The organism is Pseudomonas sp. BNK-7 (assembly GCF_048072025.1).
In the GTDB taxonomy this organism is placed as follows: Bacteria; Pseudomonadota; Gammaproteobacteria; order Pseudomonadales; family Pseudomonadaceae; genus Aquipseudomonas; species Aquipseudomonas danubii.
Genome location: NZ_CP182252.1, coordinates 5,570,024 through 5,582,331, shown reverse-complemented (window position 1 = coordinate 5,582,331; position 12,308 = coordinate 5,570,024). Strand labels below are relative to the sequence as shown.

Sequence of the window (12,308 nt, the reverse complement as noted above, 5' to 3'; positions counted from 1 at the left end):
TTACATGCGGAACACGCCGAAGCGGCTCTGTTCGATGGGTGCATTAAGGGCCGCAGACAGGGCCAGGGCCAGGACGTCACGGGTCTGTGCCGGGTCGATGACGCCGTCGTCCCATAGCCGGGCGCTGGAGTAGTAAGGGTGCCCCTGGTGCTCGTATTGATCGAGGATCGGCTGTTTGATCTCGGCTTCCTGGGCGGCGTCGAAAGGGTGTCCGCCGCGTTCCGCCTGCTCGCGCTTGACCTGGACCAGCACCCCGGCCGCCTGTTCGGCCCCCATCACGCCAATCCGCGCGTTGGGCCACATCCACAGAAAGCGTGGATCGTAGGCGCGACCGCACATGCCGTAGTTACCGGCCCCGAAGCTGCCGCCGATGATCACGGTAAATTTCGGCACCTTGGCACAGGCCACCGCGGTGACCAGCTTGGCGCCGTGCTTGGCGATGCCGCCAGCCTCGTATTTCTGGCCCACCATGAAGCCGGTGATGTTCTGTAGGAACAGCAGGGGAATCCCGCGCTGGCAGGCCAGTTCGATGAAGTGCGCGCCTTTTTGCGCGGCTTCGGCGAAGAGGATGCCGTTGTTGGCGAGGATGGCGATAGGGTAGCCATGCAGGTGAGCGAAACCGCAGACCAGGGTGGTGCCGAACAGGGCCTTGAATTCATCGAACAACGAGCCGTCCACCAGCCTGCTGATGACTTCGCGTACATCGAAGGGCTGCTTGGGATCGGCCGGCACCACGCCGTAAAGCTCTTCACGGGCATACAGCGGAGCGAGCGGGGTGCGTTGCTGCAACTGGCCCTGCTTGTGCCAGTTGAGGTTGGCCACGCTGCGCCGGGCCAGGGCCAGGGCGTGTTCATCGCTGTCGGCGTAGTGGTCGGCAACCCCGGAAATCTTGCAGTGCACGTCGGCGCCGCCCAACTCTTCGGCACTCACCACCTCGCCGGTGGCAGCTTTTACCAGGGGCGGGCCGGCGAGGAAGATGGTGGCCTGTTCACGAACCATGATGGCTTCGTCGGCCATGGCCGGCACGTAGGCTCCGCCGGCGGTGCAGGAACCCATGACCACGGCGATCTGCGGAATGCCCTGGGCGCTCATGTTGGCCTGGTTGAAGAAGATCCGGCCGAAGTGCTCGCGGTCCGGGAATACTTCGTCCTGGCGCGGCAGGTTGGCGCCGCCGGAGTCCACCAAGTAGATGCAGGGCAGGCGGTTCTGTTGGGCGATGGTCTGGGCCCGCAGGTGTTTCTTTACCGTCAGCGGGTAGTAGGAGCCGCCTTTCACCGTGGCGTCGTTGGCCACGATCATGCATTCGATGCCTTCTACCCGACCGATGCCGGCAATCACGCCGGCGGCGGGCACGTCTTCGCCATAGACCTCGTAGGCGGCCAGGGGGCTGACTTCAAGAAACGGCGAGCCAGGGTCGAGCAGGCGGTTGATACGCTCGCGCGGCAGCAGTTTGCCCCGGGAAGTGTGGCGCTCCTGGGCCTTGGCACCACCGCCTTGCTGGACCTGGGCGAGCAGGGTATGCAGGGCGTCGACTTGGGCCAGCATGCTGGCCGCGTTCTGCGCGAACTCGGGGGATTTCGGGTTGAGCTGAGACTTCAGAATCATGGGAGGGCCTACGGCAGCTTCAAGCGACACGCTTCAAGCTGCAAAAGTAAGTCGGTATTACGGCAGCTTTGGCTTGCCGCTCGTAGCTCGCAACGTGCGGCTGCTCTTACTTGGTTTCGTTGAACAGTTCGCGACCGATCAGCATGCGGCGGATTTCGCTGGTGCCGGCGCCGATTTCGTAGAGCTTGGCGTCACGCAGCAGGCGGCCCGCGGGGAATTCGTTGATGTAGCCGTTGCCGCCAAGGATCTGGATCGCATCCAGGGCCATCTGGGTGGCACGTTCGGCGCTGTAGAGAATCACCCCGGCGGCGTCCTTGCGGGTGGTTTCGCCACGCTCACAGGCCTGGGCCACGGCGTACAGGTAGGCGCGGCTGGCGTTGAGCTGGGTGTACATGTCGGCGATCTTGCCCTGGATCAACTGGAACTCGCCGATGCTCTGACCGAACTGCTTGCGGTCGTGGATGTAGGGCACCACCAGGTCCATGCAGGCTTGCATGATCCCGGTCGGGCCGCCGGAGAGCACCACGCGCTCGTAGTCCAGGCCGCTCATCAGCACTTTGACCCCGCCGTTGAGCACGCCGAGGATGTTTTCCTCCGGCACTTCCACGTCATCGAAGAACAGCTCGCAAGTGTTGGAGCCGCGCATGCCCAGCTTGTCGAACTTGTTGCTGCGGCTGAAGCCCTTCCAGTCACGCTCGACGATGAAGGCGGTGATGCCGTGGGGGCCCTTTTCCAGGTCGGTCTTGGCGTAGATCACGTAGGTGTTGGCGTCGGGGCCGTTGGTGATCCAGGTCTTGCTGCCGTTGAGGACGAAGTGGTCACCGCGCTTGTCGGCGCGCAGCTTCATCGACACCACGTCGGAGCCGGCGTTGGGTTCGCTCATGGCCAGGGCGCCAATGTGTTCGCCGCTGATCAGCTTGGGCAGGTATTTGCTCTTTTGCTCATGGTTGCCGTTGCGGTTGATCTGGTTCACGCAGAGGTTGGAGTGGGCACCATAGGACAGTGCCACCGAGGCGGAGCCGCGGCTGATCTCTTCCATGGCCACCACGTGGGCCAGGTAACCCAGCCCGGCGCCGCCGTATTCTTCCGCTACGGTAATGCCCAAGAGGCCCATGTCGCCGAACTTGCGCCACATGTCGGCGGGGAACAGGTTGTCGACATCGATCTGTGCCGCCCGAGGAGCCAGTTCCGCCTTGACGAAGGCCTGGACCTGTTCGCGCAGCATGTCAATGGTTTCACCGAGGGCGAAGTTCAGGGTCGGGTAACTCATGGCGGGGCACCTTCAAACTTGTTTTTATTGAGGGAATGGGCTGCAGAGAGCGGCGCTGTCTAGCTCTCACCTTTACGTTAACGTAAACCTGCGACCGAAGGCTGTCAATCGCCCTTTACGTAAACGTCAACTTGCGCCAGAGTAGCAGGGCTTTCGATTGGAGCCAGGCTTTTTCGCACCATCGGCCAGGCTCCTGAACACCCACTAATAAAGACAATAGGGGTCGTCATGGAACACTCGGGTTTCCAGCCGGATCGCAGTTACACCCGTGGTACGCAAGACAAGCCATTGCTGGCGCTGACCATCGGTCAGGCCTTCGACAACACCGTCGCTGCCTATCCCCAGGGGGAAGCCCTGGTGGTGCGTCATCAGCAGTTGCGCTACAGCTGGCAGCAACTGCGCGAGGCCGTCGACCTGCATGCCAGGGCGCTGCTGGCCTTGGGGCTGAAGACGGGGGATCGACTGGGGATCTGGGCCCCCAACTGCGCCCAGTGGTGCATCGCCCAATTTGCCAGTGCCAAGATCGGCGCGATCCTGGTGAACATCAACCCGGCCTATCGCAGTTCCGAGCTGGAATATGTGCTCAAGCAGTCCGGCTGCCAGTGGCTGATCTGCGCCGGAGCCTTCAAGACCTCTGACTACCACGGCATGCTGCAGGGGCTGATCCCTGAATTGGCGGAGCAATCCATCGGTCAATTGCACTGTGAACGCCTGCCCGAGTTGCGTGGGGTGATCAGCCTGGATGCCCAGCCGCCCTCCGGCTTTCTGCCCTGGTCGCAACTGACGGCCCTTGCCGCTGGAGCCACCGCCGAGCAATTGCAGGCGCGCCAGGACAGCCTGGATTTCGATCAGCCGGTGAATATCCAGTACACCTCCGGCACCACCGGTTTCCCCAAGGGCGCGACCCTGAGTCACTACAACATCCTCAATAACGGTTACATGGTGGGGGAGAGCCTGGGCCTGACCGCGGCAGATCGGCTGGTGATCCCGGTGCCGCTGTATCACTGCTTCGGCATGGTCATGGGCAATCTGGGTTGTATCACCCACGGCACCACCATGATCTACCCCAACGATGCCTTCGACCCGTTGCTGACCCTCAGTACCGTGGCCGAGGAGCGGGCTACCGGCTTGTATGGGGTGCCCACCATGTTCATCGCCATGCTTGACCAGCCCAGGCGTGGTGAGTTCGACCTGTCGAGCCTGCGTACCGGGATCATGGCCGGTGCCACTTGTCCGATCGAGGTGATGCGCCGGGTCATCAGCGAGATGCACATGAGCGAGGTGCAGATCGCCTACGGCATGACGGAGACCAGTCCGGTGTCGTTGCAGACCGGTCCTGCCGATGATCTGGAGTTGCGGGTCACCACCGTGGGCCGTACCCAGCCGCACCTGGAGAGCAAGATCATCGACGAGGCCGGCAATCTGGTGCCCCGGGGCACCATCGGTGAACTCTGCACCCGGGGTTACAGCGTCATGCTCGGTTACTGGAACAACCCCCAGGGCACCAGCGAGTCCATCGATCAGGCGGGCTGGATGCACACCGGCGACCTGGCCACCATGAACGAGCAGGGTTATGTGTGCATTGCCGGGCGCAACAAGGACATGATCATCCGCGGTGGCGAGAATATTTACCCGAGGGAGCTGGAAGAGTTTTTCTTCACCCATCCCGCCGTGGCCGATGTACAGGTGATCGGCATTCCCTGCGCCAGGTACGGTGAGGAAATCGTCGCCTGGATCAAGTTCCACCCCGGGCATTGCGCCAATGAAGTCGAGCTGCAGGCCTGGTGCAAGGAGCGCATCGCCCACTTCAAGACGCCGCGTTACTTCAAGTTCGTCGAGGAGTTTCCGATGACGGTAACCGGCAAGATCCAGAAATTCCGCATGCGCGAAATCAGCATCGAGGAGTTGCGCGAGCAGGTGAGCAGGGTGTGAGCATTGCTGGAGCGTGCATCTGGACGGGTGCACGCTTTATGGGCGAGAAGGGCAGGCAAAAGCTAAATTGCAGAAAGCACAAAGGGGAGCCGAAGCTCCCCTTTAATTTGTCGTTGCGTGCTCTTTTTTTATTATTGAGGGGCGGTCTATTGTTGTTTTTGGCAACCGTGGCCCTTTACCGCTGTTTTTGGCGATCCCCATCCGGGATCAAGAGCAAACGTATTTTTTTGAGCGCTGATCTAACGTGTCGCCAGGGCGATCCAACCAGTTCGGGAGCTACCTCAAGGGTAGTTTTATTGTTCTCTGACCGGTTGCGGGTGGCTCTTGCAAGCCCTCCTGCACATCACATCCTCTCCAAAAAAATCTGTTAGCTGCGTCTCTGCCGTGTTGTTTTTGTTATGTCAGAGTCGTTACGTCTTATTTTTATTAGGTTTGCTGCTTTTTATTCTTGTTATGCCATAGAGATAGCAGGAGCCGTGCCAACTTTTTAAAGTCCTTTAAAATCAATGGCTTGATGTTTTTGTAGGACAATCTGCATCGCAATAAAATCGACAAACTGTTTCCGTGTTACTCGTTCCCGCCACCGTTTAGAGCGGCCGGTAACACCCGGCCGCACATTGGCTCACCCGGCGCTACGTGCCTTGGCCACACGAGAACCGCTGGGACGGCCCAGCACCGTGCAGATCTGCCGGCCAGCATCGATCAGGCGATCCATGTCGATACCGCTGTGTATGCCCAGGCCGTTGAGCAGGTACAGCACATCCTCGGTAGCAACGTTACCGCTAGCGCCCTTGGCATAGGGGCAGCCGCCGAGGCCGGCGATCGAACTGTCGAACACCGCGATGCCCTCCAGCAGACTGGCGTAGACGTTGGCCAGGGCTTGGCCATAGGTGTCGTGGAAGTGGCCGGCGAGCTTCTCCCGTGGCACCTGGGCGCTCACCACTTCGAACATTCTGCGGGTGGCGCCGGCGGTGCCGGTGCCGATGGTGTCGCCCAAGGACACTTCGTAGCAGCCCATGGCGTACAGCTCACGGGCCACCAGGGCCACTTGCTCCGGGGCTACCTCACCTTCGTAAGGGCAGCCCAGCACACAGGACACATACCCGCGCACGCTGACGCCATGCTGCTTGGCGGCCTCCATGATCGGCACGAAGCGCTGCAGGCTTTCGCTGATGGAACAGTTGATGTTGCGCTGGGAGAAGGATTCCGATGCGGCGGCGAACACCGCGACTTCCTTGACCCCCGCCGCCAGGGCGTCTTCGAAGCCCCGCAGGTTCGGCGCCAGCGCGCCGTAGACCACCCCCGGCTTGCGCTGGATGCGGGCGAAGACCTCGGCCGAACCGGCCATCTGCGGTACCCACTTGGGCGAGACGAAACTGCCGACTTCTATATAGCCCAGGCCTGCCGCCGTCAGGGCATCGACCAGTTGCACCTTGTCATCGACGCTGATGGGCTGGGCTTCGTTCTGCAGACCGTCGCGGGGGCCCACTTCGATCAGGCGTACATGGCTGGGGAGTGACATTCAGGTTCACCTTCTATGAGGGAGGGCGGATGCCGGCGCGAGCGGCGCAGGTGTCCCAAGGATTATTGTGCGGTGCTTTTCTGGTTCTGGATGGTTTGTTCCAGCGCCTGGGTACAGCGCTCTTCGGCGGTGTCCAGTTCCAGCTTCATCTGTTCGATGTCGAGCAACTGCTGTTCGAGCTGCTCTCGCCGTTCGCCGATTTTCGCCAGCATGCTGTGCAACTGCTTCAGGTTGCCGCTGCTGGGGTCGTAGAGCTCGATGAGTTCACGGCATTCGGCCAGGGAAAAGCCGATGCGCTTGCCCCGCAGGATCAGCTTCAGACTGACTTTGTCCCGTGGGGAGTAGATGCGTTCCTGGCCGCGACGCTCAGGGGCCAGCAGGCCCTGCTCTTCATAGAAGCGTATGGCCCGGGTAGTGATGTCGAGCTCGCGGGCGAGGTCGGAGATGCTGTAGGTCTGGCTGCTCATGGAGGCGCTCAAGGTGGGACTTGGCGCTAAGCTAAAGGCAGGTTTACGTATACGTCAAGCAATCCGCGTCGATCCCGTTCGCCGGCAAGCCGGCTCCTACAGTGAGGGCTTGCCGGCGAAGGGGTCAGGCTGTCTGCTGGTCGAGTTTCTTTTCGTGGGCGGTCACCTGTTGGCACAGCTCGATCATCTGTTCGCGCATCCAACGGTTGGCCGGGTCCTGGTCGGTGCTTTCGTGCCAATAGAGGTGGGTTTCCACCGGTGGTACATCATTGACCGGCAGATTGAAGGCCTGCAGGTCATGGCGTCGGGCAAAACGTTCCGGGACGGTCATGACCATGTCGGTTTGTTGCAACACTTGTGAAGCCATCAGGTAGTGCTGGGAGCGCAGGGTGATCTTGCGCTGGATGCCCATCTTGCCCAGCGCCAGGTCGACATGGCCCAGGCCGCTGCGACGGCTGGAAATATGGATGTGGGTCAGGGACAGGTAGTCGTCCAGGGTGAACTTTTCCTTGCCGGCCAGGGGGTGGCCCTTGCGCATGGCGCACACGTAACGGTCTTCCATGAGCTTGACGTGGCGCACCTGGGGGTCGGTGTTGAGGGGGGCGTCCACGGCAAAGTCCAGGCGCCCGGCTGCCAGTTCCTTGGTGGTCTCCCGGCGCTTGGAGAGGAAACTCTCGATGATCACCGCCGGTGCCAGGCGGCGCAGGCGCTGGAACAGGGGGGGCAGGATCACTGCCTCGGTCAGGTCGGTCATGCTGATGCGGTAGGTCTTGACCGCTTGCAGAGGGTTGAAAATCCGACTTTCCTGGACTGAAACCCGCAGCAGTGACAATGCATTGCGCACCGGACCGATGATGTTCTGTGCCATGGGGGTGGGCACCATGCCCTGGGCGGTCCTGACGAACAGCGGATCATTGAAGGTCTCGCGCAGACGCGCCAGCGCGTTGGACACCGCCGGTTGGGTGATGCCGACGATCTGCCCGGCGCGGGTCAGGTTGGCTTCGGTGTAGATCGCGTCGAAAACGATGAAGAGGTTGAGGTCGACCTTGCTCAGATTCATGGCGCTGCACTCTTATTGTTAGGGCCTGTGAGGGAGGCTCGGAGGCCTTTCGGATCAGCCGATCATATATCGGTGATGAATGTTAATACACGCCGAGAATAGGCTAGGTAAATTTTCGTAGCTGATCTAGCATCGATTTCAGTCCCCCAACACCCGTTCTTCACAAAGGTAGAACTGCCCATGGAATTCGCCTATTCCCCCAAGGTTCAAGAGCTGCGTGAGCGCGTCACCGCGTTCATGGATGCCTATGTTTATCCGGCTGAAGCGGTCTTCGAGCGTCAGGTTGCCGAAGGTGATCGTTGGCAGCCGACCGCCATCATGGAAGAGCTCAAACTCAAGGCCAAGGCTGAAGGTCTGTGGAATTTGTTTCTGCCTGAGTCGGAACTGGGGGCCGGCCTGACCAACCTTGAATATGCGCCACTGGCGGAGATCATGGGCCGATCGCTGCTGGGCCCCGAGCCGTTCAACTGCTCGGCGCCGGATACCGGCAACATGGAAGTGCTGGTGCGTTATGCCAGCGAAGAACAGAAGCAGCGCTGGCTGGAGCCGCTGCTGCGTGGCGAGATCCGCTCCGCGTTCGCCATGACCGAGCCGGATGTGGCTTCCTCCGACGCCACCAACATGGCGGCCCGCGCGGTGCGCGACGGCGATCAGTGGATCATCAACGGCAAGAAGTGGTGGACCTCGGGCGCCTGTGATCCGCGTTGCAAGATTCTGATCTTCATGGGCCTGAGCAATCCGGATGCGCCGCGTCATCAGCAGCACTCGATGATCCTGGTGCCGGTGGATACCCCCGGGGTGAAGATCGTCCGTCCACTGCCGGTGTTTGGCTACGACGATGCGCCGCATGGTCACGCCGAAGTGTTGTTCGACAACGTCCGCGTACCTTATGAGAACGTGTTGCTGGGAGAGGGGCGTGGTTTCGAGATTGCCCAGGGCCGCCTCGGCCCGGGCCGCATTCACCACTGCATGCGTTCCATTGGCATGGCCGAGCGGGCGCTGGAATTGATGTGCAAGCGTGCGGTGAATCGCACCGCGTTCGGCAAACCGCTGGCTCGCCTGGGGGGCAATATCGACAAGATCGCCGACTCGCGGATGGAGATCGACATGGCTCGGCTGCTGACCCTCAAGGCGGCCTACATGATGGACACCGTGGGTAACAAAGTGGCCAAGAGCGAGATTGCCCAGATCAAGGTAGTGGCGCCGAATGTGGCCCTGCGGGTGATCGACCGGGCGATCCAGATTCACGGTGGGGCCGGGGTATCCAATGACTTCCCATTGGCCTACATGTACGCCATGCAGCGCACCTTGCGCCTGGCCGATGGCCCGGATGAAGTACACCGCGCGGCCATTGGCAAGTACGAAATCGGCAAGTATGTGCCGAAGGAAATGCTGCGCAGCAGCCATTGATGATCATGCAGCCGGCCTGCCGGGCGACGCCTGTGGCAGGCCGGTTGCTGTGTATTCAGTACACCCAGACTTCTACGCGCCGGTTCTTGATCCGGCCCTCGTCGGCGTTGTTGGCCGCCACTGGCAGCTCAGCGCCGAAACCGCGGATCTCGCGAAACACCACGCCGCTTTTCACCAGTTCCCTGCGCACTGTCATGGCCCGCAGCTTGGACAGCAGGGCAGCGCGTGCCGGGTCGCTCTTGGCATCCCCGAATCCGGCCAGAGTGACGTGCCGGTTCATCTTGGCGTGCTGGCGCAGGTAATCCAGGACGCGATTCAGGTCCTGGCGTGCCTTGTTGTCCAGATTGGCGCTGCCCTCCTCGAAGCGAAAGTTCACGCTCAGGCGTTGCGCATCCCGGCTCAGTTGCTGGTAGGCCTTGGGCATCTGTGGGCTGGGCGTTACCCGCATGGCTTGCACGGTCTGGGCGACAAAGCCGTTGGCGGCGACGATGGCCTGGCCTTTGGCGCTCTGGGAAAAACTCACCAGGGCGTCCGCCCAGGGGTTCTGCCCATTGGGCGGCAAGTACAGGTACAGACGCCGCGACAGTGGGTAGTCCTCAGTGGCGATCAGACTGTTGAGGGGCGGCATGGGCTGGGAGTCACCGTCGATAATCGCCACGGCCTTGGCCTGGCGTACGTAGGGCAGACCGATGAAGCCGATGCCTTGAGGGTCCCGGCTCACCGCGTCCGACAGCTGTTCGCTGGACTCGAAACGCTTGGCCGCCGGGTTCAACGCCTTGCCGCGACGGCTGAGGACCAGCTCCTTGAAGGTGTCGTAGGTGCCGGACTGATCATCCCGGGCATACAGGTGGACCGGCCCGCCCGTGCTCCCCAGCTCTTCCCAGGTCTTGATCTCGCCACTGAACAGGCGGGCCAGTTGCTCGGTGCTTAACTGGCTCAGCGGATTGTGCGGATGAAGGATGATTGCCAGACCGTCGATGGCGATGACCTGTTCGGCGCCAGGGCTTTTCAGGTCTCCCAGGCTTTCCAGCTCCACCAGTTCGCTGTCCTTGATCGGTCGGGAGGCGGCCGCAATATCGGCCTGGGCGTTTTTCAGTGCGCTAAAGCCGGTGCTCGAACCGTGGGCGGCAACGTCCACTCTGACTGTCCGACCTTGGGCGCTCTGTCCTAGAACGCGTTTCTCATTGTCCTTGCCACCGCCCTCGATCCTGACGTTGTGCAGGCCCTGTTGTTCAAGCAAGCCCTTGACCAGCGCCGGGCCAAGCTGGGCGCCGATGGTGTTGGAGCCCTGGATACGCAGCACGGCGGCATTGTCGGGCGCCAGGGGCAAGGCGGCGAACACTGACCAAGGCAGGGCATAGCAAACAAAGCCGATCAGAAACAGGCTGATGGTCCGGCACCAGATATCTCGTTCACTGACGGTGGAAGCGCGGGGCATGGCGGCACTGGCCTTCTATAAAGAAAGAGGAGAGTGCTGGCGAGATTAAGTCAGGGAGGTGACAGGTATGTGACGAGCGGCACTTTCTGGCGATAAATGGCGAAAGTCCTACATCGTAAATAGCTGTTTTCTCTAGATTTTTTGAGACTTGTCCTAAAGACCAGTCTTCGGAGGCTGCGTAGAGTTGGCAACTTTGTCTGGCGGGGATTGGGGCGACTGCCAACGCGTCATCCCCCCGCAGATGCCTCGGCAGTGTTGTGCTGCTATTTCGTAGTAAGCAAAGGAGTTACAAATGAGTGCCTGGTTCGAGCTGAAGCAGTATGGCAGTGGTGCATGCAGATTCTTGCTGAAGACAAAGGAGGCGCAGACCATGCTTCAAAGCGACCGATTCCCTTGCCGGGACAGTGCCGAGGCGGCTCTCGGCCTGTTCCGCGCACACTGCGCTTCTCCTGAGCGCTACGTCAAGAAAATTTCATCGGGCGGTAAACCTTATTTCAAGCTCAAGGCCGGCAAGGAAGTGATTCTGGTCAGTCATTTGTACGACTCGGAGCCTACTCTCGAGAGCGCCATCAACGCCATCGCAGCAGCTGGCACCACTGAACGGGTTGAAGTGGTCCAAATGTAAGCGGTAGTAAAAAGCCCATCTTGCGATGGGCTTTTTTGTGCCTGTGAATCAGCTCAACTCGAGCCAGATCGGCGCATGGTCAGAGGGCTTTTCCATGCCCCGCAGTTCATAGTCGACGCCGGCGTCCTTGACCCGGGGCAGCAGCCCCTGGGATGCCATGATCAGATCGATGCGCAGGCCACGCTTGGGTTCGTCCTCGAAACCGCGACTGCGGTAGTCGAACCAGCTGAAGCGATCGTTCACCTCGGGGTTCAGGTGACGGAAGCTGTCTACTAGACCCCAGTTCTTCAAGCGTGCCATCCACTCGCGCTCTTCCGGCAGGAAGCTGCATTTGCCGGTCTTGAGCCAGCGCTTGGCATTTTCGGCGCCGATGCCGATGTCGCAGTCTTCCGGGGAAATATTCACGTCACCCATGACCACCAGGGGCTGGTCGTTGCTAAAGCGATTTTCCAGCAGGTGCTGCAGGTCATGGTAGAAGCGTTCCTTGGCCGGGAACTTGGTGGGATGGTCGCGGCTTTCACCTTGGGGGAAGTAGCCGTTCATGATGGTCACCGGCGTGCCGTTGGCATCGGCGAAAGTACCCCAGATAAAACGCCGCTGGGCGTCTTCGTCATCGCCCTCGAAGCCTTTATGCACGGCCAGTGGTGCCTGGCGCGAGAGCAGGGCGACACCGTAATGGCCCTTCTGGCCGTGGTAGTGCACGTGGTAGCCCAGGGCCTGGACGTCGGCGAGGGGAAACTGCTCGTCGGCGACCTTGGTTTCCTGCAGGCCGATCACGTCCGGCTGGTGTTTGTCGATCAGCGCCGCCAGCTGATGGGGGCGGGCGCGCAGCCCGTTGATATTGAACGAGACGATCTTCATGGTCGGCGGTCCTGGCAAAACAGCGATGCTAGCTGACTACGCCCGGGTCGACCAGCATGGCAGCCCCGCGAATGCGCTGCTAATGTCCTTGAGCGTGGGAACGATCAGCGCCGCGCCA

10 protein-coding genes are annotated in these 12,308 nt (G+C 61.0%); 3 read left to right on the top strand and 7 right to left on the bottom strand.

Features of this window, described 5'->3' with window-relative positions; genetic code table 11:
- Entirely contained in the window at positions 1-1,605 is a 1,605-nt protein-coding gene (locus ACMGF8_RS25155) for a carboxyl transferase domain-containing protein (RefSeq protein ID WP_115580507.1), read from the bottom strand.
- A 106-nt stretch (positions 1,606-1,711) separates the two neighbouring features.
- The gene (locus ACMGF8_RS25150; protein WP_115580506.1) at positions 1,712-2,875 is read right to left on the bottom strand and encodes an isovaleryl-CoA dehydrogenase; all 1,164 of its coding nucleotides are present in this window, start codon (positions 2,873-2,875) and stop codon (positions 1,712-1,714) included.
- A gap of 228 nt (positions 2,876-3,103) precedes the next feature.
- Between ACMGF8_RS25150 and ACMGF8_RS25145 the strand changes: the two genes are divergently transcribed.
- Positions 3,104-4,807: an AMP-binding protein gene (locus ACMGF8_RS25145; RefSeq protein WP_102881803.1), complete on the top strand. Its 1,704-nt coding sequence runs from the start codon at positions 3,104-3,106 to the stop codon at positions 4,805-4,807.
- A 622-nt stretch (positions 4,808-5,429) separates the two neighbouring features.
- Here the strand turns inward: ACMGF8_RS25145 and ACMGF8_RS25140 are convergent.
- From ACMGF8_RS25140 to ACMGF8_RS25130, 3 genes are all read right to left on the bottom strand, one after another.
- Complete coding sequence (locus ACMGF8_RS25140) at positions 5,430-6,329, bottom strand: hydroxymethylglutaryl-CoA lyase (RefSeq protein ID WP_170003889.1); 900 nt, start codon at positions 6,327-6,329, stop codon at positions 5,430-5,432.
- 62 nt (positions 6,330-6,391) lie between these two features.
- The gene (locus ACMGF8_RS25135; protein WP_102864696.1) at positions 6,392-6,796 is read right to left on the bottom strand and encodes a MerR family transcriptional regulator; all 405 of its coding nucleotides are present in this window, start codon (positions 6,794-6,796) and stop codon (positions 6,392-6,394) included.
- 124 nt (positions 6,797-6,920) lie between these two features.
- Positions 6,921-7,856 carry a LysR family transcriptional regulator gene (locus ACMGF8_RS25130; RefSeq protein WP_102864697.1) on the bottom strand — a complete coding sequence of 312 codons (936 nt, stop codon included), beginning with the start codon at positions 7,854-7,856 and terminating at the stop codon, positions 6,921-6,923.
- A gap of 180 nt (positions 7,857-8,036) precedes the next feature.
- Between ACMGF8_RS25130 and ACMGF8_RS25125 the strand changes: the two genes are divergently transcribed.
- Complete coding sequence (locus ACMGF8_RS25125; RefSeq protein ID WP_416757593.1) at positions 8,037-9,266, top strand: acyl-CoA dehydrogenase; 1,230 nt, start codon at positions 8,037-8,039, stop codon at positions 9,264-9,266.
- A gap of 55 nt (positions 9,267-9,321) precedes the next feature.
- Here the strand turns inward: ACMGF8_RS25125 and ACMGF8_RS25120 are convergent, their stop codons facing one another.
- On the bottom strand, positions 9,322-10,704 hold the full coding sequence (locus ACMGF8_RS25120; RefSeq protein ID WP_416757591.1) for a substrate-binding domain-containing protein: 1,383 nt from the start codon (positions 10,702-10,704) through the stop codon (positions 9,322-9,324).
- A gap of 292 nt (positions 10,705-10,996) precedes the next feature.
- Between ACMGF8_RS25120 and ACMGF8_RS25115 the strand changes: the two genes are divergently transcribed.
- A complete protein-coding gene (locus ACMGF8_RS25115; RefSeq protein ID WP_102864700.1) occupies positions 10,997-11,329 on the top strand; it encodes a YegP family protein in 333 nt (110 codons plus the stop codon).
- A gap of 48 nt (positions 11,330-11,377) precedes the next feature.
- Here the strand turns inward: ACMGF8_RS25115 and xthA are convergent, their stop codons facing one another.
- The gene (xthA, locus tag ACMGF8_RS25110) at positions 11,378-12,190 is read right to left on the bottom strand and encodes an exodeoxyribonuclease III (RefSeq protein WP_102864701.1); all 813 of its coding nucleotides are present in this window, start codon (positions 12,188-12,190) and stop codon (positions 11,378-11,380) included.
- Positions 12,191-12,308: the final 118 nt, after the last annotated feature.

What these genes read in the sequence shown, in the direction of transcription:
- ACMGF8_RS25135 (WP_102864696.1), bottom strand. Translation starts at nt 6,796, where the DNA reads ATGAGCAGCCAGACCTACAGCATCTCCGACCTCGCCCGCGAGCTCGAC.
- ACMGF8_RS25140 (WP_170003889.1), bottom strand. Translation starts at nt 6,329, where the DNA reads ATGTCACTCCCCAGCCATGTACGCCTGATCGAAGTGGGCCCCCGCGAC.
- ACMGF8_RS25115 (WP_102864700.1), top strand. Translation starts at nt 10,997, where the DNA reads ATGAGTGCCTGGTTCGAGCTGAAGCAGTATGGCAGTGGTGCATGCAGA.
- ACMGF8_RS25155 (WP_115580507.1), bottom strand. Translation starts at nt 1,605, where the DNA reads ATGATTCTGAAGTCTCAGCTCAACCCGAAATCCCCCGAGTTCGCGCAG.
- ACMGF8_RS25125 (WP_416757593.1), top strand. Translation starts at nt 8,037, where the DNA reads ATGGAATTCGCCTATTCCCCCAAGGTTCAAGAGCTGCGTGAGCGCGTC.
- ACMGF8_RS25150 (WP_115580506.1), bottom strand. Translation starts at nt 2,875, where the DNA reads ATGAGTTACCCGACCCTGAACTTCGCCCTCGGTGAAACCATTGACATG.
- ACMGF8_RS25145 (WP_102881803.1), top strand. Translation starts at nt 3,104, where the DNA reads ATGGAACACTCGGGTTTCCAGCCGGATCGCAGTTACACCCGTGGTACG.
- ACMGF8_RS25130 (WP_102864697.1), bottom strand. Translation starts at nt 7,856, where the DNA reads ATGAATCTGAGCAAGGTCGACCTCAACCTCTTCATCGTTTTCGACGCG.
- ACMGF8_RS25120 (WP_416757591.1), bottom strand. Translation starts at nt 10,704, where the DNA reads ATGCCCCGCGCTTCCACCGTCAGTGAACGAGATATCTGGTGCCGGACC.
- xthA (WP_102864701.1), bottom strand. Translation starts at nt 12,190, where the DNA reads ATGAAGATCGTCTCGTTCAATATCAACGGGCTGCGCGCCCGCCCCCAT.